This is a genomic window from Ostreibacterium oceani, from assembly GCF_009362845.1.
Lineage (GTDB): Bacteria > Pseudomonadota > Gammaproteobacteria > Cardiobacteriales > Ostreibacteriaceae > Ostreibacterium > Ostreibacterium oceani.
This window is the reverse complement of sequence record NZ_WHNW01000003.1, coordinates 26,903-53,546: the sequence shown is the minus strand read 5'-3', so window position 1 is coordinate 53,546 and position 26,644 is coordinate 26,903. Positions and strand designations below refer to the sequence as shown.

At 45.6% G+C, this 26,644-nt stretch carries 29 protein-coding genes and 1 tRNA gene; 14 read left to right on the top strand and 16 right to left on the bottom strand.

Annotation, left to right across the window (positions count from 1 at the left end; translation table 11 throughout):
- Window positions 1-37 precede the first annotated feature (37 nt).
- A tRNA-Leu gene (locus GCU85_RS03640) sits at window positions 38-124 on the bottom strand.
- A gap of 193 nt (window positions 125-317) precedes the next feature.
- Between GCU85_RS03640 and GCU85_RS03635 the strand changes: the two genes are divergently transcribed.
- The 3 genes from GCU85_RS03635 (at window position 318) to GCU85_RS03625 (ending at window position 2,914) form a co-directional block, all read left to right on the top strand.
- Window positions 318-1,385 carry a 3-deoxy-7-phosphoheptulonate synthase gene (locus GCU85_RS03635; RefSeq protein WP_152809473.1) on the top strand — a complete coding sequence of 356 codons (1,068 nt, stop codon included), beginning with the start codon at window positions 318-320 and terminating at the stop codon, window positions 1,383-1,385.
- A gap of 103 nt (window positions 1,386-1,488) precedes the next feature.
- Window positions 1,489-2,451, top strand: coding sequence for a penicillin-insensitive murein endopeptidase (gene mepA / locus GCU85_RS03630; RefSeq protein ID WP_218110519.1), 963 nt, complete (start codon window positions 1,489-1,491; stop codon window positions 2,449-2,451).
- Window positions 2,452-2,677: 226 nt separating this feature from the next.
- Window positions 2,678-2,914: an alanine-zipper protein gene (locus GCU85_RS03625; RefSeq protein WP_152809470.1), complete on the top strand. Its 237-nt coding sequence runs from the start codon at window positions 2,678-2,680 to the stop codon at window positions 2,912-2,914.
- 49 nt (window positions 2,915-2,963) lie between these two features.
- On the opposite strand, the gene GCU85_RS09945 is transcribed toward GCU85_RS03625, so the two are convergent.
- The 5 genes from GCU85_RS09945 to GCU85_RS03605 all read right to left on the bottom strand — a co-directional run bounded on the left by GCU85_RS09945 (window position 2,964) and on the right by GCU85_RS03605 (window position 5,495).
- Window positions 2,964-3,101, bottom strand: a complete 138-nt coding sequence (locus GCU85_RS09945) for a hypothetical protein (RefSeq protein ID WP_218110518.1) — start codon at window positions 3,099-3,101, stop codon at window positions 2,964-2,966.
- A gap of 125 nt (window positions 3,102-3,226) precedes the next feature.
- Entirely contained in the window at window positions 3,227-3,481 is a 255-nt protein-coding gene (locus GCU85_RS03620) for a hypothetical protein (protein ID WP_152809468.1), read from the bottom strand.
- Window positions 3,478-3,987 carry a hypothetical protein gene (locus tag GCU85_RS03615; protein WP_152809466.1) on the bottom strand — a complete coding sequence of 170 codons (510 nt, stop codon included), beginning with the start codon at window positions 3,985-3,987 and terminating at the stop codon, window positions 3,478-3,480. The genes GCU85_RS03620 and GCU85_RS03615 overlap by 4 nt, the downstream gene beginning before the upstream one ends.
- Window positions 3,984-4,427 carry a hypothetical protein gene (locus tag GCU85_RS03610; RefSeq protein ID WP_152809464.1) on the bottom strand — a complete coding sequence of 148 codons (444 nt, stop codon included), beginning with the start codon at window positions 4,425-4,427 and terminating at the stop codon, window positions 3,984-3,986. Before GCU85_RS03610 ends, GCU85_RS03615 begins: the two co-directional genes overlap by 4 nt.
- 54 nt (window positions 4,428-4,481) lie before the next feature.
- Window positions 4,482-5,495: a mechanosensitive ion channel family protein gene (locus tag GCU85_RS03605; protein WP_152809462.1), complete on the bottom strand. Its 1,014-nt coding sequence runs from the start codon at window positions 5,493-5,495 to the stop codon at window positions 4,482-4,484.
- Window positions 5,496-5,631: 136 nt separating this feature from the next.
- Between GCU85_RS03605 and ahcY the strand changes: the two genes are divergently transcribed.
- From ahcY to lipB, 3 genes are all read left to right on the top strand, one after another.
- Complete coding sequence (gene ahcY, locus GCU85_RS03600) at window positions 5,632-7,050, top strand: adenosylhomocysteinase (RefSeq protein ID WP_152809460.1); 1,419 nt, start codon at window positions 5,632-5,634, stop codon at window positions 7,048-7,050.
- Window positions 7,051-7,089: 39 nt separating this feature from the next.
- Window positions 7,090-7,377, top strand: coding sequence for a YbeD family protein (locus GCU85_RS03595; RefSeq protein WP_152809458.1), 288 nt, complete (start codon window positions 7,090-7,092; stop codon window positions 7,375-7,377).
- A 118-nt stretch (window positions 7,378-7,495) separates the two neighbouring features.
- Window positions 7,496-8,146: a lipoyl(octanoyl) transferase LipB gene (lipB, locus tag GCU85_RS03590; RefSeq protein ID WP_152809456.1), complete on the top strand. Its 651-nt coding sequence runs from the start codon at window positions 7,496-7,498 to the stop codon at window positions 8,144-8,146.
- Here the strand turns inward: lipB and hglS are convergent.
- A complete protein-coding gene (hglS, locus tag GCU85_RS03585; protein ID WP_152809453.1) occupies window positions 8,135-9,496 on the bottom strand; it encodes a 2-oxoadipate dioxygenase/decarboxylase HglS in 1,362 nt (453 codons plus the stop codon). The two genes, lipB and hglS, sit on opposite strands and share 12 nt — an antisense overlap.
- 249 nt (window positions 9,497-9,745) lie before the next feature.
- On the opposite strand from hglS, the gene GCU85_RS03580 reads away from it, so the two are divergent.
- Window positions 9,746-11,299 (top strand): alkaline phosphatase D family protein, encoded by a 1,554-nt coding sequence (locus tag GCU85_RS03580; protein WP_152809451.1) that lies wholly within the window; start codon window positions 9,746-9,748, stop codon window positions 11,297-11,299.
- Between the two features lie 101 nt (window positions 11,300-11,400).
- On the opposite strand, the gene GCU85_RS03575 is transcribed toward GCU85_RS03580, so the two are convergent.
- The 4 genes from GCU85_RS03575 to arsC form a co-directional block, all read right to left on the bottom strand.
- The gene (locus GCU85_RS03575; protein ID WP_152809449.1) at window positions 11,401-12,249 is read right to left on the bottom strand and encodes a hypothetical protein; all 849 of its coding nucleotides are present in this window, start codon (window positions 12,247-12,249) and stop codon (window positions 11,401-11,403) included.
- Between the two features lie 18 nt (window positions 12,250-12,267).
- Complete coding sequence (gene hrpA, locus GCU85_RS03570) at window positions 12,268-16,248, bottom strand: ATP-dependent RNA helicase HrpA (RefSeq protein WP_152809447.1); 3,981 nt, start codon at window positions 16,246-16,248, stop codon at window positions 12,268-12,270.
- An 87-nt stretch (window positions 16,249-16,335) separates the two neighbouring features.
- Window positions 16,336-16,782, bottom strand: a complete 447-nt coding sequence (locus GCU85_RS03565; RefSeq protein WP_218110516.1) for a DUF2069 domain-containing protein — start codon at window positions 16,780-16,782, stop codon at window positions 16,336-16,338.
- A gap of 7 nt (window positions 16,783-16,789) precedes the next feature.
- Window positions 16,790-17,143, bottom strand: coding sequence for an arsenate reductase (glutaredoxin) (gene arsC / locus GCU85_RS03560; RefSeq protein WP_152809442.1), 354 nt, complete (start codon window positions 17,141-17,143; stop codon window positions 16,790-16,792).
- A 23-nt stretch (window positions 17,144-17,166) separates the two neighbouring features.
- On the opposite strand from arsC, the gene GCU85_RS03555 reads away from it, so the two are divergent.
- Together GCU85_RS03555 and GCU85_RS03550 are read left to right on the top strand one after the other, a co-directional pair.
- Window positions 17,167-17,481 (top strand): DUF4398 domain-containing protein, encoded by a 315-nt coding sequence (locus GCU85_RS03555; RefSeq protein WP_152809440.1) that lies wholly within the window; start codon window positions 17,167-17,169, stop codon window positions 17,479-17,481.
- 60 nt (window positions 17,482-17,541) lie between these two features.
- Window positions 17,542-17,955 carry a SoxR reducing system RseC family protein gene (locus GCU85_RS03550; protein WP_152809438.1) on the top strand — a complete coding sequence of 138 codons (414 nt, stop codon included), beginning with the start codon at window positions 17,542-17,544 and terminating at the stop codon, window positions 17,953-17,955.
- Window positions 17,956-18,005: 50 nt separating this feature from the next.
- On the opposite strand, the gene GCU85_RS03545 is transcribed toward GCU85_RS03550, so the two are convergent.
- The 4 genes from GCU85_RS03545 to GCU85_RS03530 all read right to left on the bottom strand — a co-directional run bounded on the left by GCU85_RS03545 (window position 18,006) and on the right by GCU85_RS03530 (window position 21,351).
- Complete coding sequence (locus GCU85_RS03545; RefSeq protein ID WP_152809436.1) at window positions 18,006-19,223, bottom strand: YncE family protein; 1,218 nt, start codon at window positions 19,221-19,223, stop codon at window positions 18,006-18,008.
- A gap of 40 nt (window positions 19,224-19,263) precedes the next feature.
- Window positions 19,264-19,698 carry a copper chaperone PCu(A)C gene (locus GCU85_RS03540; RefSeq protein ID WP_218110515.1) on the bottom strand — a complete coding sequence of 145 codons (435 nt, stop codon included), beginning with the start codon at window positions 19,696-19,698 and terminating at the stop codon, window positions 19,264-19,266.
- Window positions 19,699-19,894: 196 nt separating this feature from the next.
- A complete protein-coding gene (locus tag GCU85_RS03535; protein WP_152809432.1) occupies window positions 19,895-20,602 on the bottom strand; it encodes a TlpA family protein disulfide reductase in 708 nt (235 codons plus the stop codon).
- The gene (locus GCU85_RS03530; protein ID WP_218110514.1) at window positions 20,599-21,351 is read right to left on the bottom strand and encodes an SCO family protein; all 753 of its coding nucleotides are present in this window, start codon (window positions 21,349-21,351) and stop codon (window positions 20,599-20,601) included. The genes GCU85_RS03535 and GCU85_RS03530 overlap by 4 nt, the downstream gene beginning before the upstream one ends.
- Before the next feature lie 419 nt (window positions 21,352-21,770).
- On the opposite strand from GCU85_RS03530, the gene nspC reads away from it, so the two are divergent.
- Together nspC and speB are read left to right on the top strand one after the other, a co-directional pair.
- Window positions 21,771-22,931, top strand: a complete 1,161-nt coding sequence (nspC, locus tag GCU85_RS03525; RefSeq protein WP_152809428.1) for a carboxynorspermidine decarboxylase — start codon at window positions 21,771-21,773, stop codon at window positions 22,929-22,931.
- A 26-nt stretch (window positions 22,932-22,957) separates the two neighbouring features.
- Entirely contained in the window at window positions 22,958-23,851 is an 894-nt protein-coding gene (speB, locus tag GCU85_RS03520) for an agmatinase (protein ID WP_152809426.1), read from the top strand.
- An 82-nt stretch (window positions 23,852-23,933) separates the two neighbouring features.
- On the opposite strand, the gene GCU85_RS03515 is transcribed toward speB, so the two are convergent.
- The gene (locus GCU85_RS03515) at window positions 23,934-24,122 is read right to left on the bottom strand and encodes a hypothetical protein (protein WP_152809424.1); all 189 of its coding nucleotides are present in this window, start codon (window positions 24,120-24,122) and stop codon (window positions 23,934-23,936) included.
- A 100-nt stretch (window positions 24,123-24,222) separates the two neighbouring features.
- Here GCU85_RS03515 and nhaA point away from each other — a divergent pair, with 100 nt between their 5' ends.
- The 3 genes from nhaA (at window position 24,223) to GCU85_RS03500 (ending at window position 26,546) form a co-directional block, all read left to right on the top strand.
- A complete protein-coding gene (gene nhaA / locus GCU85_RS03510) occupies window positions 24,223-25,608 on the top strand; it encodes a Na+/H+ antiporter NhaA (protein ID WP_152809422.1) in 1,386 nt (461 codons plus the stop codon).
- A gap of 307 nt (window positions 25,609-25,915) precedes the next feature.
- Entirely contained in the window at window positions 25,916-26,227 is a 312-nt protein-coding gene (locus GCU85_RS03505) for a type II toxin-antitoxin system RelE/ParE family toxin (protein ID WP_152809420.1), read from the top strand.
- Window positions 26,217-26,546 (top strand): addiction module antidote protein, encoded by a 330-nt coding sequence (locus GCU85_RS03500; RefSeq protein ID WP_152809418.1) that lies wholly within the window; start codon window positions 26,217-26,219, stop codon window positions 26,544-26,546. Before GCU85_RS03505 ends, GCU85_RS03500 begins: the two co-directional genes overlap by 11 nt.
- Window positions 26,547-26,644 lie beyond the last annotated feature (98 nt).

Below are 26,644 nucleotides of genomic sequence, written 5' to 3'. Positions count from 1 at the left end.
TTGATTGCTATAACTGAGGGGTATTGAAACATCTTGATGGTGCCCAGGGCCGGACTCGAACCGGCACGGTGTTGCCACCGAGGGATTTTAAATCCCTTGCGTCTACCAATTTCGCCACCCGGGCGGGTTGCTAAATGAAGAGTGGCATAATATGATGTCCCCTGCACTTTGTCAAATAGATTTTATCAAGAATTACACAAAAATAACGCCTCACGTGATAAAATCCGCCATACCTACTAGACAACACTTGCTTTTTACGTCCAAGAACGTACTATGTAGGATTAGTTAGCCCAATTTTTATTAGCAAGGTACCACAAATGGAAAAATCAACTTTACGTAATGTACATATCGTGTCCCAAGATGAATTAATCAGCCCGCGTGCACTCTGCGAAGCTATTCCCGTCACGCCTGCTGCCAGCAAAACTGTCCTCGCCGGCCGCCAAGCTATTCAAGACATACTAGATGGCAAAGACCAGCGAATTTTTGTCGTCGCGGGCCCTTGCTCTATCCACGATGTTGATTGCGCGATGGATTATGCCAAAAAAATCAAAGCACTCGCCGCTGAAGTCTCTGATACGATTTATGTCGTTATGCGCGTTTATTTTGAAAAACCACGAACAACCGTGGGCTGGAAAGGCCTAATTAACGACCCTGACCTCAATGATTCATTCAACATTAACAAAGGACTACATGTCGCTAGAAAATTACTACTTGATTTAGCCGAAATGGGCATCCCAACCGCCACCGAAGCGCTAGACCCAGTTACTCCGCAATTTATCGGTGACTTAATTAGCTGGACCGCGATTGGCGCAAGAACGTCTGAATCACAAACACACCGTGAAATGTCGTCAGGCCTCTCTACCCCGGTGGGCTTTAAAAACGGCACCGATGGTAACTTGGATACGTGTATTAACGCCATCCAGTCGGCGTCTTTGCCGCACAGCTTTTTAGGTATTGATTTTGAGGGAAAAAACGCAATTACCCATTCCACAGGAAACCCTTACTCACACGTCGTGCTGCGTGGTGGACGTAATGGCCCAAACTACGACAGCGTTAGTGTTAAATTAACCGAACAAGCCCTAGCTAAGGCCGAGTTACCACAAAGCATCGTTATCGATTGCGCACACGCCAACTCAAACAAAAACCCGATGCTACAACCACTGGTCATGGAAAATTGCATTCACCAAATCACCGAAGGTAACACCTCAATTTTGGGGCTAATGATTGAATCACACCTCAAAGAAGGCAATCAAAAAATCCCTGCTGATTTGTCACAGCTTGAATACGGCGTGTCGGTAACCGATGGCTGCGTGAGTTGGGAAACCACCGAATCCATGCTAAAAAATGCAGACCAATTGCTCAAGCAGTACTGGAAACGCGCGTAAGTCCTTGCAAATACGCCGCTAATGTCGAACTAACGCCGATGCTTTTCGCCTTAGCGGATTGCTTAACACACCATTCAAACGTCGCATGATAAAACACGCAGCAATGAAACGCACAACCAAAGTCACAGCCAAAGGCAAATGGCGGCAATTATTGCCCGCAATGATACTGGTTGTTTCCATCAGTGCCTTTGACAGCGCTTGGGTTAAGGCACAATCGGCACAGTCGGTACAATCGAGCAACCAAACAAATGCCCTCGCCATTAGCCATACCTACCAGCCAGAAAACAAACCAGACAATGCTTGGAGCGTCTTATCTAGCCCTGCACTGGGGCCTTCCGAGCCGATTGGCAGCTATGCCAATGGCTGTATGCAAGGCGCAAGTGTCTTGCCTGAAACGGGCACAGGCTATCAAAGCATGCGACGACACCGCAATCGCTATTATGGGCAGCCTGAATTAATCCGTTTTGTTGAGCAAGCTGGAGTGTTCATGGACGCAAAGCACGAGCAACGCCTGTTGATTGGCGATTTATCTCAAGTGCGTGGCGGCCCAATGAACTATGGACATAGCAGCCACCAAACGGGGCTGGATGTCGATATTTGGTTGCAAAGTGTCTTCCCCGATGAACCCGCTCACCCCAATCGTGACATGCGCTCTATTGTTGACAAAGCCGCTGGCACAGTGATTGCTGGTGGGTTAACACCCGCAATGCGTGATGCCCTTTATTTTTCGGCAACGTATGATCGCGTTGAGCGCATCTTTGTCAATCCCGTTATTAAACTGGCGCTTTGCCAACAAGAAACAGATACCCGCTGGCTACAAAAATTACGTCCATGGTGGGGTCATGATTCACATTTTCATGTGCGGTTGGCATGCCCTGCTCACGTAGCCAGCTGTGAGTCTCAGGCACCAATCCCTGCTGGTGATGGCTGCGATGATGATTTAGTCAATTGGGTCAATGAACAAAGCGACATTGTCACAGGCAAAATCAAACCGAGCCCCAAACCAACACGCAAAAAAGCACCCAAACAGCTCCCTACCGCGTGTGAAACCTTACTAACAAACTAGTTCAATTACTAGCTGTAAGTTTTTAAAACCGTGCCTGTCAATGCGTCTGGTCGTGCGTCTGGTCATGCATTTGGTCGTGCGCCTATAAGACAGAACTTTCAATCAAATGAATTAAATTTAATTCAAACAAACGCACATCATGGCTGACGTGTTTTTTTTCGTATGCTATAATTATCCTAGTTTTGTCCATTTTAATCACCACTAAACTATCTTAACGAGGTTCAACATGAAAAAAATAGTACTTATTATGTCAACTGCCGCCCTATTTGCAACCGGCTGTTCTAGCATTTCTCAGGCAGACTTAGACGCACTACGTGCTGACGTCGCTGCTGCGAAAGAGTCTTCTGATCGTGCTTACCAAGCCGCACAACAAGCAAACCTAAATGCCCAAGACGCCAAAGCTATGGCAGTCAAAACTGACGAAAAAGTCAACCGTGCGTTTAGTCGCTCACAGCGCAAATAAGCGACCCGCTCGTTTTCGAGTCAAAAAGCCCACTTTTTTGTGGGCTTTTTTATGGATTTTTATGAGCGTTTCTGAGCGCTTTTGTGGTTAGGTCATTCACCGTTTTCTTAATACGGCGATTTTCTAGGTCGTAGGCGTTTTGCTGGACGAATTGTTGCCCTTCTTGCCCACCGCGAGTAACGCTCACCAGTCGCTAACGCACGTCATACGCATAATCGGTGGTGAGATTGCTGGCGGTCTCGACCAACTGGCTGGTGTTACTATTGATAATGCATTGGGTGTCGTATTGGAAATTGTTAAGCGGCGTGTTAATCAGCTGGTCACGGGCGTTGTAGTTCCACTGTCAGTATTCGTATTATTGCCCGTATTGATGTCGCCCAGCAATTCACTCAAGCGATTACCCACCTTGTCATACGAATACGTCTCGTTATCCAGTGTCGGATGATTGGCTTGAATCAAGCGATACGCAGGCGTATAACCATAACCCACCGAGTGGCTAAATAACTCAGCACCTGCCGCATCGTAAAACGTCGTCGCCTGTGTCAATACGCCAGCAGAAAATTTCATAAACAAAGTTCGATATTATCCATTTTCGAAAATTGATGTTGTGTAACTGAGAGGAATTTTTTAGGCTTCTGAAACCTAACTTTTTCCCCTAAATTCTCGACCTTATAAATTTCATCTTTAAAATCATTTAAGCTTACTTTTTTAAATTGTGATAATTTTAAATCAAAAATGAAATAACCTGGAGTGCTATATTCTTGCTTATTTTCAGGACGATGCACATAGTTATTTTGAACAAATAAGTAATGATTGTCTATTGTCGCAATGTAGGAACTATTAAACTCAACATTTAAAATAGATGGCATCGAGTTTTTACAATCATTGTACTTATAGATTCCAACTTCTCCGTCCCAACTTGTATGAATTAAATAATTTGAATTGATTATACCAACCGTATTTCTATAGTAAGGTTGTAAAGTCCATAATAAAAAACCCAAGACAGGCAATATTACTAAAGCAATAATAAATAAAATAATTATTTTAACAAATAACTTAGGGGGCTTTGTCAAAGTGAACCTCCACCACTAATAGATTCAACAACTATTACAATTGTAGCCAATATTAATAAAAGCAAATCGATAGCTAAAATATAAACGCCTAAAAGACCAACATGCATCTCTTTTACATTTAAAGTGACTGTATTTATAAGGTCATGTAAGTTTACATCCCACCAAACGAAATATAAAATAAACCACAAGATAACATTTGCCAACGCAACAAAAAACAAAACCCTTTGTCTTTTCATCGTAATAAAGAAAATAACAGAGAAAAGAAGAACAAAACCAGTAGTCACTGCATCAGCTCTCATCCAATTCATAAAAAAATTCATATATGAAATATTATACTCATACATCATATGAGCACCTAAAATCGGTGGAGAAAGGACAACAACAGTTCGGCTAATTATTAAACTCAGGATAATATTCCTATGTATGTTTATATTTTTCATGCGCTTAACTTTTAATTATCGTTTCACAGCACACTGACTAACTTAGATTTTCAGTTAACTTTCTTGCTTGGTTTTTTCTTCCATTAACTCGATTTGGCTGATTGTATTGGTTCGCTGGGCTTCTAAATGCTCAGTGGTTGCGGCTGTTTGTGCTTCGTCTTTTGCGTTTTTTAGCGCAGCATCAATAGCATGCAGCTTTTCTTTTAGCGCCTGCACAGCTTCGGCTTCTTCTGCTTTATCAAACACATCAGCCTCTTTGCTTTTGTTATTTTGATATCGTTGGTAGGCTTTAACCTCAGCCATAAACATCTCATCGCTGCGGTATTGACGTTGATTCATAAAGGTTGGAGAGACAATTTCAACACCACCCTCGTGCAACGAGTCGATTATTTGTTTGCGCAGGTTAGACCGCGCGCCCAGTAATAGCTTAGGATTACCCAAAAAACCTGCCACGCGGTAGTTCACAGAAAAATCTCCCAAATCAATAACCTGCGAAAACGCATCGAGTAATCCTGTTTTGGCGGCAGCGGCTTCCAAAATTTGACAGACTTGGTGATGCGACACATCATAACCAATAGAAACCGTTGCTGAAACAATGGCTTTATCGCTAGGGATAACGGTCAACGGATGCGTAATAACAAATAGGTTCGGTAGCGTTGTCAGGCTTCTGTCTCGTGTTTGAATTTCAGTATGCAGCAACCCCATGTCCGAAACACGACCAAAATGCTCGCCAATCTCAATAAAATCCCCTGGTTTGAAATTTTTTATGACGCGCAGCATAAACCCCGCCATCATATTTGATGCAAACGTAGTAGAAGAAATAGCAATGACTGCGGTCACTAATAGCGCAATTAAACTAAACACGCTATTTTTGGCCTCACCTGCAATCGGTAAAAAAGCAAAAATAAACGCCAAACCCACAAAAATAACGCCACCGTAATACCAAGCGCTATAACGACGAATGGTCGTATTCGTTTGGCTGGCTAAAAATCGATTAAGCAGCACCAAAACCATCACCAAAACCAGTAAACTAACCCCGATTAGCCAAACACCCTGACCGTTTTGCATGATTTTTCCTTTAAAAGCGTTATAAAACCGCTATAATAGCATGGGTAGATACCCAACAAAAATTCAATTCTTTGGCATTTCCTTTTATCGGGCTAGCAACTCACCACCCAATTAATTGTAATGACTAAAGATAACCATGAGCACACTAATGAATAATCACACAGACACCCCTTATCTCATCAAAGACATTAACTTAGCCGACTGGGGGCACAAAGAAATCGCCATTGCGCGGACAGAAATGCCAGGACTGATGGCCATCACCGAAGAATACCAAGCGCAAAAACCACTCGCAGGCGCACGAATTTCAGGCTCGTTGCATATGACGATTCAAACGGCGGTGCTGATTGAGACGTTAGTCGCACTAGGCGCTGAAGTGCGCTGGGCATCGTGCAATGTCTTTTCTACCCAAGACCACGCCGCTGCCGCGATTGCAGACCAAAACATCCCTGTGTTTGCGTACAAGGGCGAAACACTCGATGAGTACTGGGAATACACCCACCAAATTTTCAACTGGCAAGATGGCGCAACCACCAATATGATTCTAGACGATGGCGGTGATGCGACACTATTGTTAATGCTAGGGGCAAAAGCCGCCAATGACGCGCAACTCATACAAAACCCCAGCAACGAAGAAGAAAGCAGTTTATTCAAAGCCATCGCCAATCAGCTCGCGATTGACCCTGGATTTTATCAGCGCCATTTAGATTCGATTTTGGGCGTCACTGAAGAGACCACAACAGGCGTTAATCGCCTCTACCAAATGCAACGCAACGGCACACTGCCCTTCCCTGCATTTAACGTCAATGATTCGGTCACTAAATCCAAATTTGACAACTTATACGGCTGCCGCGAGTCCTTAGTCGATGGAATTAAGCGCGCTACTGATGTCATGATTGCCGGTAAAATCGCAGTCGTTTGTGGCTATGGTGATGTCGGCAAAGGCTCCGCACAGTCGTTACGCGGGTTAGGCGCAACGGTCTGGGTAACCGAAATCGATCCGATTTGCGCACTGCAAGCCGCTATGGAAGGGTATCGTGTGGTCACTATGGATGATGTCGCAAGCCAAGCTGATATTTTTGTCACAGCAACAGGCAACTACCATGTCATTACGCACGAACACATGAAGCAAATGAAGCACCAAGCGATTGTCTGCAACATTGGACACTTTGATAACGAAATTGATGTGACTGCTTTGCGTCAATACCCGTGGGACAATATCAAACCGCAAGTCGATCATGTTATTTTCCCTGATGGCAAACGGCTGATTTTACTAGCAGAAGGTCGTCTAATCAACTTAGGCTGCGGCACGGGGCATCCTAGCTTTGTTATGTCGAATTCATTTAGCAACCAAGTCCTCGCGCAAATTGAGTTATTTGCCAACCATGACCAGTATCAAAACCAAGTCTACGTCTTGCCTAAGCACCTCGATGAAAAAGTCGCCAAACTACACTTGGGACGCGTGGGTGCAACGCTGACTCAACTAACCGCCGAACAAGCCGCCTATATTGACGTGGACGTTAACGGCCCTTATAAACCATCGCATTATCGCTACTAAGTCGATATTAATCGCTATTAAATCGCTATAAATATCCCCATGAATCAGCCCGTAAATCAGTCCACAAGTGAAAAACCACTGATTGAGTTCCCAACGCATTTTCCGATAAAAGCATTTGGCGAGCACCACGACAGGTTTAAAAACGCGGTCACGCAAATTATCGAGTTGCACGTTGAGACGATTCATATTATCGAATGGCGAGAACAACCGAGCAAAGGCGGTAATTATTGTGCCATCACCATTACCGTGGTAGCGCAAAGCCAGCAACAGCTCGATGCCATTTATATGGATTTGACAGATTGCGAACACGTCACCATGGCACTGTAGCGGTGGTGACGTTACCACAAAATCTGACAGTGATTATCGTCTTTGCTCACAAAGCACAACAACAGCCGTCAACAATCATCAACAATCACTAACAACCATTAACTATTAAGCGAACCACATGATACGCATTCGCGATTTAGGCTTAACCGAATACGTTGACACGCTAAACGCCATGCGTGAATTTACGCTCGCACGAGAGCCCGACACACCCGATGAAATTTGGTTAACCGAACACTTTCCCGTCTTTACCCAAGGGCAAGCGGGCAAACCCGAGCATTTATTGGTCACCCAGCAATCCATCCCTGTCGTACAAAGCGACCGTGGCGGACAAATCACCTATCATGGTCCTGGGCAATCGGTTATTTATTTACTCATTGATATCAAACGCGCCAGTATTGGCATCCGTCAACTCGTCAGCCTAATTGAAAACAGCACCATTGAATACCTTGCCGAATTCGATATCACAGGCTATGCCAAATCTGACGCACCAGGGGTTTATATCGACCACCAAGAAACCCCACAAAAGATTGCATCGCTTGGGCTGCGCGTTAAAAACGGGCGTACTTACCACGGACTCGCCCTCAATGTCGATATGGATTTATCGCCATTTCAGCAAATCAACCCCTGTGGCTACCACGGCATGCAAGTCACACAATTACGTCATTACACGACTTTTAGCCATCATCAGCTAGACACGAGCGCCGTGAGCAATGCCCTCGCAACGCGATTAATGCATGCACTGCAAGACACGGGCAATTCAGCTTCGTAACAGCAATCGGTTTAATGAGGCTTCAGACATGTCTGCATACAAGGCGAATTCGTCTAGCACATGACACCCCAACGCCGACTCAAATACCGCTTGGTTACCCTGAGCACTAAAGTTTTGTGCCGATTCATGCCCTAAATTAGACTGAAAAATGCCTGCGGCTGACACGGGCAAAAAGTCTTCGTAAGTAATGGGCACCAGCTCGACTTGACCATTTTCTAATTGCTGTGGCAACGTTTCTTTTGTCACAGCCGCATCAATCGCAACAGCAGCTCGATGGTATTCAAAGTATGCCAACCCGTCATTGTGCAGCGTCAAATAATCATCAGGGAAATCGACAAAGACCTGTTCTAATGCCGCCTCATAAGTCAAATCTGCGGCTTGGCTTGCCAATTCGCGCGTTTGATGGATTAATTGGTCGTACAGCGCGCGTCCTTTGGGTGTCAGGGCGATGCCACGTTGCTCAATCTCGCCAAACCGTGCGGTATGCGCCCCTGCCACATAATGCCCCTTATCATCGGCAAAATTAACGGCTTCTTCGATGGCTTTAAACGAAGTTTGTCGTAGCAAAATCGGGCATTGGCGACGGGGCGGCCCTTCGATAGTGGCTTTTGCTTGCATACCGTGCGCAGCCATTTGTCGGTGCGCCAAATCAATATCTAATGTGCGCGGCGTTAAGTGGTTAATATGCGGCCCTTTGAATGAAACCACGTCAGCAACCAATCGATGCGTCTCGTGCAATTGCTCGTAAAGCGCTGTCGTGACCGTTGCATTCTGATGCCAACGAAAAGTCTCTAAAGCCGCCGCAATAAACGCATCGGCTTCAGCCGCTGTTAATCCACCACGCTGCTCAAATGACTCGATTAATTGCAATGCCTCAGGGGTGAAAATCTCACGCTTCGCTAACATCGCATTAGCGGCTTCGCGTAGCGCATTATCCTCGACTAATTCTAGCCGCAATAATGAGGTAAAGACACGAAATGGATTGGCTGCCAAATCGGCGCGAGAAACTGGCCGAAATGCAGTCGAATGCACAGGGATACCCGCCACCGACAAGTCATAATAACTGACAGGTTGCATTCCCATCACTGCAAATAAGCGCCTGATATTAAATAGCTCTTTTTCTGTCCCTAAGCGAATTGCACCGTGACGCTCTTCGGAAATTCTCGCCAAATTATCAGCGTTCGTCAGCTGTTGCCGTAGCACGTCATCGTGTTTCAATACCTCATCATTAATGGATTTGACCATCGTCACCAACGTCGAATACGCAGGGACTTCTTGGCTATACATCACCGACATCGCCCGCGCGAATTGCGCGCGGATTTCATTTGGACTCACAAAATTTGTTTGCATATCTTTCCTCGCTTAGGTGTAGATGTAGACGCCGACTTATTGGCTAATACATTAATTTTAATATTTATTTAAGAAAATATCTTATAACCGATACGGTACCAAGCTCGTCTTTTTTATATTAGCAATTATGTTAAACCATTTATATAGAGAGCGCCACCCAATTTGACATAAAAGTTAAACAAAACCGTCAACTTACTGTCACGTTCATCAGACATACTAAAATTCCAAACAACTCTCGGAGAGAACGCCATGAAAATCAATTTAAAACAACAACATTTAGTTCGCCTTTTTATCCCAATTGGGCTATGCATATTAACACCGAGTTACGCACAAAACGCCCCTAATATTGAACATGGGATTCAATTTGGTGATTTACAGCATGATAGTGTAATGGTGTGGAGTCGGTCAGACAGCCCTGCCAAAATGATGATTGAGTACGCGGATAACAAAGAATTTACAAATGCTACCTTGGTTAGCGGTCCTTTTGCACTATCAAAAAATGATTTCACCACAAAAAAAGAAATCTCTGACCTACCCCTAGGAAAAAAAGTATACGTTAAGGTTTGGTACGAAGGCCTGACCAATGACCGTGCAAAAAGCAATGTCGTCACAGGCGAATTTGACACCCTGGATGACCAAACAAATATTCGCTTTGTCTGGGGTGGTGATACAGCCGGTCAAGGCTATGGTATTAACGAAGAATTTGGCGGCATGAAAATCTATGATGCCATGCGACGAACAGAACCACATTTTTTTATACACAGTGGCGATATTATTTATGCTGATGGGCCAATTGCTTTAGAAAAAGAAGCAGAAGAAGGAAAAACCTGGACCAATCTAGTCGCACATGGCGTTGATAAAGTAGCTGAAAGCCTCGATGAGTTTAGAGGGCGTTATCAATACAATTTAATGGATAAAAATGTGCAAGCATTCAATGCAGAAGTACCACAAATTTGGCAATGGGATGACCATGAAGTGGTTAATAACTGGTCTGATGCAAAAGACCTAAGCAATGATACACGTTACCAAGTCAAAGACGTTCCTTTATTAACCGCGAGAGCGGCCGCAGCATTCCATGAGTATAGCCCTAAGCGACCCAATAGCTCGGGAGAACCTAGTCGCGTATATCGAAAAATTAGCTATGGACCATTACTGGATGTTTTTGTCATTGATATGCGCAGCTATCGTGGACCGAATACAAACAACTTGCAAAAAACTTCAAGCCCTGAGACCGCCTTATTAGGGCAAAAGCAGCTGTCTTGGCTAAGTGACAGCCTGAACAACTCAGACGCCGTTTGGAAAGTCATTGCTTCTGACATGCCTATTGGGCTAAATGTCAGTGATGATTATGACAATAATCCGCCACAGCGTTGGGAAGCGGTTGCCAATAATAATGATGGGGTTGCCCTTGGTAGAGAGCTTGAATTTGAAAAACTTTTTTCAGAACTAAAAAACAATCAAGTTGAAAATGTCGTGTGGCTTACAGCGGACGTGCATTATGCGGCTGCCCATTATTACGAACCAATGAAAGCAGCCAGTAAAAATTTTAATGGTTTTTGGGAGTTCGTCGCTGGTCCATTAAATGCGGGTTCTTTTGGCCCAAATAGCAAAGACGCTACATTCGGCATACAAACTATATTTGAAAAAGCACCACCCAAAGGACAATCAAATTTGTCCCCCTACGCAGGGTTACAATTTTTTGGGGAAGTCAATATAGATAACAAATCAAAAACCATGACCGTGAATTTAAAAGACTTAAACGGAGAAATGGTTTTTAGTCAAGACATACCAGCAAAATTATAACACTGCCGTTCAGCGGAGCTAATTGGCTAAGCTGCCAAGGAGTAGCTGCCAAGAAAAAAGCGACTAGGATACGTAAAAACGTGCCTTAGTCGCTTATTTTTTCAACGGTCATTTGACGAGCTGTTATTATCAGTATCTACCATTTTTTTCACACTTTTTTTCGCTCGTTGCTCTATTTTATCAGCGATGGTATGCAATCGCTCACCGACTTTTTGCCCACTCTTATCTAGAATTTTTTGCGTAGGCTTTTGAATTCGCTCGTCTATAACGCCAAAAAACCGAAGCAAAGCAGCCGTAACGGGCTGAAAAAAAGCAATCAATCTGGGAAACCTTTTCAACACCCGATTGAATAGCCAGTTGACTGCGATTAACTCCAATACGGGGCGGATAAAGCGCCCATTGATAAAACGCCACAGCAAAAACGGCAACGTCCAAAGCCATTTGAAAAAGGCAATAATCAAGCTTTTTTGTAAAAGTATCGCGAGCACTTTGTCAATTCCCAGCCAAAAAGCAACCAACGAAGTGATTAAAGGCGCTGGCAACCACAATAGTGTTTTCTTTTTCCAGTGACGCCAAATCCGCCTTATTGGTACCATCACTGGGCGAATAAAGTGGCGCATATTTTTCGTCACAATATGATCGATGACAAAGCGTTTCACCGCAAGATTCATGGCTTTTGCCGCCGACAAACTCAAAAAAAACGTCAGTAGTTTATGCCATACACCAAAGACCAGTTTCTTAATCACGCTTTTAAACAAAATCAACAAAGCAAACCAATACTCAGGCCACACCACCAAAAAACAAAAACCCAAACCTAATAGACCGAACAATGCCCAAAACCATTGCTTTTTCGTCGGTCGTGTCAATTTGGGTTTATGCTCTGTAGACAATAGCGCCTCTTGCTTTGTTTCTATCTGACTTGTAGATAACCGCTTGGTGTCGCTCTGCACTTAATGGTTTACCACACATCATGGCTTGTCTAGCTGAGCTTGGGATTGTGTTAGCCGTTTTTCACTGACTTTACCGACTACTGGCACATCACCTTGGGCAAAAAGTGACAACCGAAATTCTTCGATTAAGTAGGCAAAATCTTGCACCGCAGGCGGCAATGTTTGCGCAATTCGATTGTCGCTTAACTGCGCTGCAAGTCGCGACAAATACGGGTCAAGCCGCTGCTGCCATGCGTTATCTCGACGCGGGTCAAGCCGACATTTATTTAGCCTGACCACCGCGCCTTTGACATAGCGCGCTATATCGGGCAATCGTGTCGGCGCTGTCGCCGCAATAAACCCAGGGAAAACCAAACGCGCCAGTTGTGTCTTGACCGGATCATAACAGACCAAATCCTGATTTAACTCACCGAGCGCAGTTTGGTAAGCGTGGATAATGCCTTGAACGGTTGCTAACAAGCGTGAGGCATCAGCTACTAAATTCGCTGAAATATGGGTTTGTAGCGAATCAAAATCACGGCGATTACGCGGCAAATTTTGCGCCGATAAATATTGCCCGAGCAGTGCATTAACCATGTCTTCGGTCAGGGTAGCCCCCTCACCCACCGCCCGATAACCAAGCGCCAGCTGGGTATCGTTAAAAACCCGTTTTTTCAGATACACAATCTCTTTGTTTAATTGCTTTTTTAAGAACGCTTTTACGCCTTGTTCGTGCGCTGTTTCGGCCATTTGCTCATTATCAATCAGCTGAATCTTAAACCCTGCTTCCGTCTCAATCAAAGCAGGATACGCCACGACTTTTTTTTCATTCAGCGCATAGGTTGTAGGGATTTGACTGGGGAAAGTTTGGGTAAATATTTCGGTAAACACGGACGCACTTCGTGCTTTAAAATCCGCACTCGCCTTTTGTTGATAACGTGTCTGTAATTCGTTGAAATTTCGGCTTTCTTCAATCACATTACCCTGTTTATCCACGATGGCAATATTCATAAAATGATGCGGCGCGAGTTTATCCAAGGCAAAAAGTGATGGCTGTAATTGAATCGAGGTCAATTGGCTTAATTGCGCCATGATGAATTCAATTATCGGCGGGCGTTCCATCGGCGGGCGTTCCATCGGTGGGCATTCCATCGGCGCGAGTGTCTCAAGCGCCTGCAAAATACGCTCAACGAACGGGTTCACTGGCACGAATTGGCGACGGTATTGTTTGGGTAGGCTTTTGATTAATGCGGTGACTTTCTCAGCAAGCATAGCAGGAACTAAATAATCAAAGTCATGGCTTGAAAAACTATTTAAACTCGCTAACGGTAACGCGATTGTTACGCCATCGCGTTCGCTGCCTGGGCTAAATTCATACGTTAATTTTAGCCGTTGCCCACGAATTGACAAGGTATTGGGGTAGGCTTGCTCAGCAATTGGCTGCGCTTGTGTCAAACGAAAATCACGCTCAGGAAACACCAAACGGTGTTTATCAGGCAATTGTGAATACCACGCCTCCAACCCTGAAGTTGCATAAACCTCCGCTGGGATAACCGCTTCATACAGCGCCGCAAATTGCGACTCATCAATCACAATATCACGGCTACGCGACTTGTCCTCTAATGCGAGTAATTTGTCATAGGTGTCACGGTTTGCTTGAATCGCAGGAACGCGTGTATTGATTGCGTTTTCCACCAGTGCATGACGAATAAAAATATCCCGCGCCGCCTCTGGATGCGTGCGTCCATAAGCCACCAACAGGTCTTTTACCAACGGCAAACCATAAAGCAATATGGTTTTTTTTGCCATGACATTACCCTGTTTTTTGCGCCAATACGGATCAGCGACTTGAGATTTGGTTAGGTGTTTAGCCAGCGGCGCTGCCCAAGCAAAGTCAATTTTAGCGACTTGACGCGCATAAACACGGCTGCTTTCAACAATTTCAGCGGCCATAATTTGTGGGTAGCGTTTTTTAAACAAGCGCGAGCCTGGAAAAATGGCAAACTGTTTATTGCGTGCGCCTAGATACTGTTGCGTTTCGGTTTGGTAGCTGCCTAAATGGTCTAAAAACCCCGTTAATAACGCGCTGTGCGTGGCGCGATATTGCCCCATATCCATTTCAACGGGGTGCGCAACGGGGTGCGCTTCTTTGTTTTCGGTGGGGTTTGTTAGCGTTATTTGATAATCCAAATCACTGGCCAATTGTTCGCAAAGCGATAACCACTCGCGGCAACGTACCACCGACAAATAATGTTTTTTCATCCATTGACGCGCTTTGTTTTTAGATTGCTGATAAATGGGGTAAAGGGTATTAAACACACTGACAAAAAACAAAAAATCAGACTGGTTATGCGTGAGATAGCGGTGTATTTGATCGGCTTGGGCCTCTTCGCCCATCGGCCGTAACTTAATATCGCCAACCGCAAGCCCGCCGATAATCGGCAAGCATTCGGCTAGTGCCGCATGCTGTTTGGCATAGAGCAATACCCTCGCAAAACGTGGATCGATTGACAGTTTTGCCATTTGCTTACCACAATCCGTAATCTGGTGCGCCTGATCAACCGCGGTTAATTCATGCAGCAATTTATAACCATCGCGAATCATTTTATGTTCGGGCGGTTCGACAAACGGAAAATGGCGAATATCGCCCAGCCCTAGCGCGGTCATTTGCAAAATGACGGATGCCAAAGACGTGCGTTTAATTTCAGGATCTGTAAACGGTGGGCGCTGATTAAAATCCGCTTCGTCATACAACCGCAGACACACACCCGGCGCGATGCGTCCACAGCGGCCTTTGCGCTGGTCAGCAGAGGCCTGAGAAATTGGCTCTATCGGTAATCGCTGAATTTTGCTGCGGTGTGAATACCGCGACATTCGCGCCAAGCCCGTGTCGATCACATTAATAATTCTCGGTACTGTGACGGACGTCTCCGCGACGTTAGTCGCTAAAATAATACGGCGTTTAGATTTTGGATGAAAAATCGCATTTTGTTCGGCAGGGCTTTGCCGTGAAAACAGCGATAGCACTTGCGTATTTTTAAGGCGCAACTTAGCCAATGCGTCTGCGGTATCACGAATATCGCGTTCGGTTGGCAAAAACACCAACGTATCCCCATACTGTATTTCATCAATCGCAGTGATTGCTTGACAAACGGCTTCGCTAAGCTCACCAGCGGCTTGTTCAGACGGCGGCATATAGCACGTCTCTACTGGGTAAGCCTTGCCCTCAACCATCACAATCGGGGCTTGATTAAAGTGGGTAGCGAATCGCTTTGGGTCTATCGTCGCTGAGGTGATGATAACCTTCAAATCAGGGCGTTTGGGCAATAATTGCTTTAAAAAACCCAATAAAAAATCAATATTGAGGCTACGCTCATGGGCTTCATCAACAATAATGACTTCGTAACAGCTGAGGGTTTTGTCTTGTTGAATTTCAGCCAGTAACATGCCGTCCGTTTGCAATAGCACTTGAGTTCGACTTGATCGCTTTTCATCGAACCGTACTTTGTAACCGACGGCATCGCCCAATGGCACATTAAGCTCTTCGGCAATACGCGCAGAGACCGAACGCGCGGCCAAACGCCGTGGTTGTGTATGCGCGATTTTCCCGCGCGCACCTAATCCAACAGCCAAACATATCTGCGGCAACTTGGTTGTCTTGCCCGAGCCCGTGTGTCCACACACAATCGTGACTTGGTTGTTAGCAATTGTCGTTGCAATCTCATCCCAACGTTGCGTAACGGGCAAATCGTCTGCTTTTTGCGGCGTTGGTAAGACGCTACGGTTTTTCTGCACGCGCTGTTGCGATTGCTGTAATTGCCGAGAAAACTGTGCTATCAGCTGATCGGTCGGTTGTTTTTTATTCGTTCGGTGATGGATTTTTTGCAACAACGCCGAAAGCTTTGGCACATCAACGGTTGTCACCGCCCCTGCATCAAACGCAAGCTGCGTATCCGTCGGCGGCGCTACCTGAGCGGCGACTTCAATCATCGCCTTGGTACGCTTCGGTTTAGTTGACATAGCGCTGTATTAACAAAAATAAAAACCGTAAAATAAAAACCGTGAAATAGAAATCGTATCGCCTGTTATTTGGCCGTTATTTGGCCGTTATTTACTTGATTGGCGGCGTGCTGTTTTGATTTTTTTATTATGGACTAAACAGGCAAAAAACCATAACAAGGCCGCCGTTGCCGCCACCAACATCACATACCGCGCCCAATCGAGATGAAATATATACAAACTCGATGCCAACAAAAAATACACACTCGCCATCAGCGACCCATAGCCAAAGGTATACGCCCGCCCCAATAACGTGCCACGAATCGGCAACGCCAATGGCAAGGCAAAGATGAGTAGGGCTAGCGTTCGCTGCTCAGGCGCGCGCGTCACACCGTAGATAAAAAAGCACACCAGCAACAGACATAAGCTAATCAGCGCTAAAAACCGATAAAAACCCAACGACCACATGCCAGGCGCAGATTTGTCTGTTGATTTTTTTTGCTTTTTTTGCGATTTTTGTTTGTTTTTTTGGGGTGATTTAGTTTGTCTTGTCATCGCTAACCTAGATTGAAAATAAACGCATGACCGCTTCGGGCGGCCGACCGATTTGTGCACGGTTATCATACACGACAATCGGTCTTTCTAATAATTTGGGGTGATTTACCAATGCTTGTAACAAAACCGCTTCATCGCCTTCGTTATCTAGCCCTAGCGCTTTGTAAAGCGGCTCTTTGCTGCGCATCATATCGCGGACTGAGGTAAAACCCAGCGCCACCAATAACGATTGCAACGTAGCCAGTGACAGCCCGTCGTCTAAGTACAACACACAGTCGTAGGGAATACCCTGCTCGGTCAACATTTGAATCGTTTGTCGGGATTTCGAACAGCGCGGATTGTGATATACTATGGCGGTCATTGTTTTTTTTAGTTTGTTATTCTATGAAGCCATTATACCGCACCTTTACCGTCTGTCTATTGATGCTAACCATACTTGGATTATCTGCTTGTGCAACAACGGTACCTTACCAAGCAATGAGTGATACTAAGCAAATCCTACAAAGTGCGGCGCAATACGTCAAAACCCCCACGGATGAAATCGACTTCGACGCCGCTAAAACCTCACTATCCAACGCTGAAGCCGCCATGCAACAAGGCGATTATCCCCGTGCCAAAACCCATCTGCAAAAAAGCAAAGACAAATCCCAAGGCATCATCAAGCGTTATAATACCTCGAACATTCAATTTCGCTACTAACTTCAAACTACTAACTTCAAACTACTAACTTCAAACTACTAACCTCAAGTTACTAACCCCATGCTACAGGCTACCGTCACGGCGATTACTGGCAATAGCGCCCACCTACTCTTAACAGACAGTCGCCAACAACAATGCGAGCAATGCCAGCAGGGCAAAGGATGCCAATCATTTTCTCTTTATCAATGGCTATATGGCAACCAACCGATTGCCGTGCCTAACGCAGGTTATCAGATTAACCAGCAACTGAGCATTCAATTCCCACGTTATCTGTTGTTAAATAGCATCGGATTGATGCTAGGTGCACCGCTACTTGCGTTTCTAATTGGTATATTCAGTAGCGTTTGGGTTGGCGAAGGCTGGGGGTTTTTGGTGGCGTTGACTAGCGCCTGCGCCACTGGCTATTACACCAGACGCGCAGTCAAACAACGCCTACTGCCAACACTAAAAATATCAACCATTCAAACGCGTTAACGCAGCCCCTCAATCGTAGCCCTTCAATCGCAGCCGCCAACAGTAATCCATCAATGACACAGCGTATTGGTCTCACCCATGACGATAGCCCCTGGGCGTTCTAACGGCAATGCCATCATCGGTTGCAACGTCTGCGTGCGCAAATCAAAGCGCAGCAGCATCTGGGCATCTGGTATGGTTGCCAAATACGTTTTACTGTCTGCTAATACAATCGCGCGGTGAATTGGTGCGCCGAGTGGTGTTTGCTGAATACGATCAGGTGCATTAACAAAATCAACGCTAATCAATTGATTGCCCACATTCATAACCAAGACTTGCGCTAACCAGCCTGTGTGCATTTCGTTGATACGCTCAGGGGTTTGAGCGGGAGACTGGGTAGCGGTTTGTGTGAAGGGTATGCGTTGCTTGACAACCAATGTATGCGGATCAACCCAGGCGATTGATTGCCCGATTGATTGACCCATGCTATCAGCCATGCTATCGAAGACAAATAAATTACGTCCATCACTGCTTAGATACGGACGATGGCGCTGGGCTGATATTGGCAACTGATTGAGCGCTTGCTCATCGCCACCATCGCTACCATCGTCACCATCATTACCGTGGCTGTCATAGCGGTATAAGTGTGTATCACTGGTAAAATAAACCGCCTGCGTTATCGGCGATACACTCACAGCAGAAATCGGTTGATTGACGCTAAACGAACGAGACGTCGCTTGATTAAGTCTGACTTGGTGGACAATGCCCTGCGCCATTTCCGCGACAAACAAATACTGCCCATCGGCGCTGTAAGTCAAGCCCACTTCGCCACTAATCGCGATACGCTGGCGGCTTTGTTGATTGCGGTCATAAATAACCACCGCATTGGCGGTACTGTAGGCAATCCAGCGACCGCCGCTATGCATACTGAGTGCTGTGACACCGTTTTCTAAATCAATGGCTTGTTGCTGGCGCGAGCTTAAATCAAGCACATAAATGACGCGGCGATTTCGTTCGCCGTAGGCAAGCACGCCACCAATGCGGCTCACACTGATTAGCTGAGCAGGCGCCTTGAGCGCAATTATTTCGGTCAGTTTATCTTCGTAGGTATCATAAACCGCCAGCTGTGGGGCATCTAAATCAGCAATAAAGGCATAACGCGTTGGCAGATTAAGGCTTGCCTGTACTTCACGCAGCTGCGTTGGCAGCCATGTTTTTTGCGCATAAAACGCCAGACCAAACAAGCCCAAAACCAACAATCCCAGCGCATAATAACGATAATCTTGCAATTGTTTTATCAGCCTATGTGCCACTCTATGCTGCCCCCAACTAATGTATATCTGCAACCGATTTAACCACCGCTTCGCAAGTTGCGGGCGGATGCTGGTCAAACATCAACGTCATGGTATAGGTTTCATTTGGTAGCAATTCCTGTTGCAGCCCCATTATCATCACATGATACCCGCCCTTTTTAAGCTGCGTATCGCCGCTATTTAAGGTCAGTTTGTCTATCGCCTGCATCGACATGGTGCCATTTTTCATGGTCATTTCGTGGATTTCCACCCGCGCGGCCAAGTCAGCAAATGCTGCACCCACTAAGGCAATCGTTGCCGACCCTTGATAATTAATCGTCACATACGCACCCGTTGCTTTAGCACCGGGGATAGGGGCTTGAATAATGCAACCGCTGAGGTGAATCGCACGTTGCTTAATCGCACTTTGCTTAGTCGCCCGTTGTGATTCTGAGTGTTCCTGCGCGTGCAAGCCAGAAAAAGCGCCTACCTGCAGTATCAGAGCCAGCGATAATTTGACTGCCCACCCAAATCTATTAAACCCCGATTTATCAAGCCATAATCCATTGATTACAAATCCATTACATCTACCTCTATTGCATTTATCTATCATGCGTGCGCCGCTCCGTTTAATTCTCGTTTAATTTTCGTTTACGCTTTACTTACGATTATTCCTGTGATGCCAAACAAACCAACCAAGCTTTGAGTAACGCAGGCTCGGGCAATCGCCCCATTCCCAAATAAATTTTGCCTTGACGCGTTTGCCAGACTAGCGTTGCGGGCAGTCCAGCCAAATCTAAATCGGCTAACACAGAGGGGTTATCAACGATTGGTACCGCAAGAGATGCGTGCAACGGCGCGCTAATTTCCGCGACGACTGCTGGCGTATCACCGACATTCGCGGCAATGATATAACCTGACATATCCGCTGAAACCTCCGCTGACATTCCCGCTGACATTCCCGCTGAAAACGCTGACGCGATGGCGGCCAGTTCGGGCAGTTCTTCGCGACACGATGGACACCAAGACGCCCACATATTGAGCAAGATGACGGCGGGATTTTTCGATGCCGTTGTAGATTGTGTTGCAGATGCCGTTGCAGATTGTGTTTCTGGTGCAATCATTGCTGTGAGCTGGGGCACATCAGCCACTGTGGCAACATTGGTTAATTGATAACGCGCATAGGTATCTGGCTCGGTAATCGCCTCAAATGGCGCAGGTATTTCACAACCCAGCGCTGCTTGCCCTGGCGATGATTGGGCTGGCGCTGCTTGTTCTTTCGATGATTGGGCCAGCGTCACACTGATGGATGCGACCGTCAGTATGAATGCCCCACTTAACCTAAATACTAAATTACACCACGCAGCAACGTTCATTGCGAAACAGGGATTGCTTGTTGGATTTGCGCTGCCAATCTAGCGCCCCCTAAATTATAAGGATAAACAGTTAGCAATTGCCTATCGGGTCCATACAAATAGAAATGGGTGCTATGGTAAACGGTATAATGCTCAGGCAAATCAGGTGGATAAACGGCCTTGCCATCAACTTGATAGCCATACGTTGCACGCAACTGTTTCACCAGTGCATCCAGCGTATCCCAATCTGGCGCGCGCAATCCAATAATCCGCGAATCAAAATACGCCGCATAACGGCTCACATCGTCCACGCTGTCACGTGCTGGATCTATGGTGACAAACAACGGCTGAATTTGTGCGGCCTGCGACGCAGACTCCGCATCCAAAATCGCCAGCATATTTTTTATATCAAGCAAGGTCGTTGGGCAAATATCAGGACAGCCTGTAAAGCCAACCGCAATCAATAGGTGCTTGTTGGGAAATGATTTTTCAGTCACGAGCGTGGCTTTTCCATCCGTTAATTGCGTTAGCGAAAACGTCAGCGGTGCCGCCTGAGCAAACGCTAATGGCAACGCGCCCAATGACAGCGCACCCAATGACAACGCGCCCAATGACAGCACACCCAGCTGCCGCACAAAAGTCATTGACCACGGCTTTAGCGACTTAACCGATTTAACCGATTTAACCGATTTAACTGATTTAGCCCACTTAGCCAACCCAGCCCACTTAGCAAGCCCCAAGGCAACAAATAGTACTACGAAATTTGTCACATCACCCACTCTCTTTACCCTTTTCGCCATTTTATTATCACTATTTGTCAGTATCCAAAACACCACAAGAAAACGCCACATCGAAAACGCCACAAGAAAACACCACCGCACTTTATCCTAACATAATTTCGTTAGATTTCGTCCCAGTGTGCCAACCATCTATTTCAATTTGATAGGCGTTGGCGTTATTTATTCTGCTTTTTTCTGCTATTTTTCTGATTTCTTCTGCTATTTTCTATTTAGCCGTGAATAAATTCGAATAAATAACTTCGAATAAATCTTACAAATAAATCCACCAAATAACAACCCGCAGTCGACGAAACCGCTTTTGCACTAACCCCCAAAAATATCATTCGTGTTTTTCACACTAAACCGTTAAAATAGTCCTCTATTTTCCAATTGTTTTGAGTGCTTATTAGATGCAGTTTACGGATTTTTCGAAACTTGATTTGTCGCGTTTGCCATCGCCGTGTTTTGTGGTGGATGAGGTGGCGCTTGTACGTAATTTGCAGATTTTACAGGATGTGTCTGTGCAAAGTGGCGCGAAGGTGTTGGGGGCGTTAAAGGCGTTTTCGATGTGGCATTTCGGCGCCTTAACTTCGCAGTATTTGCATGGCATTTGTGCCAGTGGTTTGCATGAGGCGCGTTTGGGTAAGGAGGCCTATGGCGGTGAGGTGCATGTATTTTCGGCGGCGTATAGTGAGGCGGATTTACGTGATATTTTAGGCTTTGCCAATCATGTTGTCTTTAATTCACCGAGCCAGTGGCAGCGTTTTAAAGCACTTTGCCTGTCGCACTCACGCGCTGATTTGGATTTTGGCTTGCGAATCAATCCCGAGCATTCCGAAGGGGCGGTGCCGATTTATGATCCGTGTGCGCCCGGTTCGCGTTTGGGCATGACTTTAGCCCAATTAGAAACGGTTGATTTTGAGGGCATAAGTGGCCTTCATTTTCATACGTTATGTGAGCAAGGATTTGCGCCCTTAGATCGTACTTTACGTGTAGTGGAAGAAAAATTCGCGCCGTATTTTGATAAAATCAAATGGATTAATTTTGGTGGTGGCCATCATATCACGGCGCCGGGGTATGACACTTCGGGCTTAGTGAAACGCGTTCAAGAATTCAAGGCCAAATACAATTTAGACGTTTATTTAGAGCCAGGTGAAGCGATGGCCATTGGAACGGGGATTTTATCGACGCAAGTTCTGGACATTACCTATAATGCCCTGCCACAGGCGATTTTAGATACGTCGGCCACCTGCCACATGCCCGATACGCTTGAAATGCCCTATCGGGCGGATATTTTGTACGCAGGAGAAGCAAATCAACACGCGCATACCTATCGTTTGGGCGGTTTAACCTGTTTAGCCGGTGATGTGATTGGCGATTATAGTTTTACCGAGCCATTACACATTGGTCAACGCTTGGCGTTTTTAGACATGGCGCATTATACAATGGTTAAAACCACTACTTTTAATGGCACCCGTTTGCCGGCGATTGCCGTTTGGAATTCGGATACGGACACCCTTCAGATTATTCGTGAATTCGGGTATGATGATTTTAAGACTCGCCTTTCGTAATTTGTATTTTTCATAAGAGTATTTCTATGAGCACAACCAATACCGCTTTAAGCTACCCACATTTTCTTGGCTCAGAAATTGCGCAGGCAACTCAAGAGCAAGCCCTCTTTCATGTGCTGCCAGTACCGTATGAAGAGTCGGTATCGTATGGCGGCGGCACGGCGAAAGGGCCAAGCGCCATTTTAAATGCATCGTGGCAACTTGAGGTGTTCGATGGCAAATCACGACCTTGTGATGCGCATATCCATACCTTACCCGCCATTGATTGCTCAGTCCCAACCGAACAAGTTCTAAATGCCATTGAAGAGGCTACTGCGCAAATTGTGCGTGTCGGTGCGGTACCGGCCATATTAGGCGGTGAACACACCATCAGTAGCGGTGTTATTCGTGGCTTAAAAAAAGGCGGCATGACGGATTTTGGCGTAGTGCAGTTTGATGCGCATGCGGATTTACGTCATGCTTATGAAGACAATTTATATAGCCATGCTTCGGTCATGAAGCGCGTGGTTGAAATGGGTGTACCGCTTTATCAACTTGGTGTGCGTGCGTTTTGTGAAGAAGAAATGCAAGCGCGCAAGGAATTTCAAGTCGGTTATATTGATGCGGATGTGTTAGTTCCTAAAAACATAAATCAATTTGAGCTGCCAGATGATTTCCCTGAAAATGTATTTATCAGCTTTGATGTCGATGGCTTTGATCCGTATGTGATGCCGGCAACGGGCACCCCGGTAGCTGGGGGCTTTGGGTGGTATCAAGCACTGGCATTAATCAACAGCATCGCCGCGCAGCGGCGCATCATTGGCTTTGATGTGGTTGAACTTGCGCCGATTGAAAATTTGCATGCTTATGATTTTATCGGCGCACAGCTGGTGTATAAAATCATGGGTATCATTCAGCGCCAGCGTCAACCTAACAATTAATCACCGCACGTACAACAAAGACAGAAAAATCGGTAAAAATCGGTAACAGTGGCTAAAAGCCGGCAAAAGTCGTTAAAATCGGCTAAAAGTCATTATTTTTTAGCTGATACACCGTGCCTAGCCGCGACAAAGACAGCTTAAGGGCTTCTAATGCGTCATACACCTGTACGGACATAACCACCGCAACGAGCTTCTCACCGCCTCGGTGGGGAATCAAAAAAAAGGGACCTACCCCCTTTGATTTCCCTGTTTCTAAAACGTTGTACTTCAAACTTAAATTTGCAGCTTTAAATAGAGAAACAATCGATATGTTGGTTGATATTATCGTGTAGGTCGTTTATTCTAGCGATGAATTCAGAACTAGGTTACAGATGGTGAAAAAAATTAATTTCAAATTCAAAAGCGGCGTTTATCATGCCCCTTGGGAGCAAAGTTTTAAAAAAATATTTACCCCGTTTGAAGAGTTTATTCATCGCCAAACAACCAGTGGTATATTGTTAATGTGCATGGCCGTGATTGCGCTATTACTTGCAAACGGACCATTGGCCGAAGCCTATGAGCATTTTATTCATACTTATGCCACTGTTGGTTTTGGACAATGGCAGATAAAAATGACGCTGCACCACTGGATTAATGACGCGTTGATGGCGTTATTCTTTTTTGTTGTGGGCCTTGAGCTTAAGCGTGAATTTTTAGTGGGTGAGTTGGCAAGCCCGCGTAATGCCGTGTTACCAATAGGCGCCGCAATAGGCGGCATGGTAGTGCCGGCATTGGTGTATTTTGCGATTAATCCATCCGGTGAGCCTGCTATTGGCTGGGGCATCCCGATGGCAACGGATATTGCGTTTGCAATTGGCGCCGTGGCCTTGCTTGCAAGTCGTGTACCTAAAGCATTGATTACGTTTTTGGTGGCATTAGCCATTGTCGATGATTTGGGTGCAGTTATGGTTATCGCATTGTTTTACACAGACACGATAGCGTTAGTTCCATTAGGTGCTGCATTTGCATTATTTGGCGTGCTGATAGCCTTTAACATGGCTGGTGTACGAAAAACAATTCCCTATTTTATCATCGCCGTTTTATTATGGTATGCATTACTACTTTCAGGTGTTCATGCAACACTTGCCGGCGTGCTTGGCGCGATGTCTGTGCCGGCCATTCCTAAATACAAACCACAGCTATTTAGCGACTATGTCAGAGATTTGATGAAGCGTTTTGATGAAAACCATGAGCCTGGCAAGAGCATTCTAACGAATGATGAGTTGCGTGCTGTTGTGCAGACACTTGAAAATGGTGTGCACAGTGTGCAAGCACCACTGCAAAGATTAGAGCACGCCTGGCACATACCAGTGGCCTATTTGGTTATTCCGATTTTCGCTTTAGCCAATGCGGGTATTCCTATGGAGTTTGGAGCGCTTGGACAGACGTTTAGTCACCCGGTTTTTCTGGGTGTGTTTTGTGGTCTGGTGCTTGGCAAATTTATTGGTATTACGGGCGTTTGCTTTGTGTTACTGAAGATGGGTGTTGCGATACTGCCAAAAGATACGAGTCTTGGGCAAATTGCGGGAGTTTCCCTATTGGCAGGTATCGGATTTACCATGTCGATTTTTGTTGCCCAACTCGGTTTTAAAGGAAATGAAGAATTACTGCTATTAGCAAAAACGGGTATTCTTTTTGCGTCTTTGTTTGCCGGACTTGCAGGCTTTATCTGGCTGTATGTTTTAGGCAAGCCGCAGGCGGCGCAGGCATCAAGCTGACAATTGGCAGAATCAAAGGAGTACAAAGGGTTATAAAAGGAGCATAAAGGGATATCTAAGCGGTCGTTTTGGTAATAGCTGTATGTTAGGGCGGGATTATTCGCGCCCCCTGCTTTGTCGATTTTCATCAGTTTTGACCAATGGATTGGTGGTGTAGGTCGTAGTCGCTATCCAGCCTACCTCCTAATAAATTAATGTTTATTTTTCGTTAGCTTTGAGGCAACATTACCCAATACATCGAATATTCATAAAAAAGCCAGTCAATTGATGCATTGACACGATGTATCCCAATGGATACAATAGGGAGATGAGATACACGATAAAAACCACTGAAAGATTTGACCAATGGGTGCGCAAAATCAAGGATGTGCAAGCACTGTCTGCAATTGCGTCTCGTCTAATTCGATTTGAAAATGGTCAGTTTGGTGACGTAAAGTCGGTTGGAGGTCAAGTCAGTGAAGCACGGATTTTTGTCGGTAAAGGCTATCGCTTGTATTTTACGGTGCAAGACTGTACGGTTATCGTAATGCTTTGTGGAGGCCATAAAGACACGCAAGCAAAAGATATAAAAACTGCCAAACAAATCATAAAACAAAAGGAGCAACCCGATGAATATTAAAACAAAACCCTATGATCCATCGCTACTATTGCGTAACGATGAGGTTATTCTGTCAGTAATTAACGAAGCACTTGCTGATGGCGACCCTAAAATTATTGCCACAGCACTCAAGCATATTATTGCCGCAAGAGGTCTAAGAATCAGCGATGTCGCAAAAGATATCGGCGTGAGTCGCCCCAGTTTATACAAAACGCTCTCGGGAGAGCGCGCGCCCTTATTTTCAAATATTATCAACATAATGAATGCGTGTGGATTAGTCATGATCGCTCAAAAAAATCACGCACAGGAAAATCATCAGGTCAGTCAGTGTACAGACTAAATCCAGTTGGTCACCACCGATACAATTTGCTGTCACAGCTTGCCGAGTGCCTGATAAAAGCCCTGATAGATAACATTTACGGGGCGACATTCGCGGAT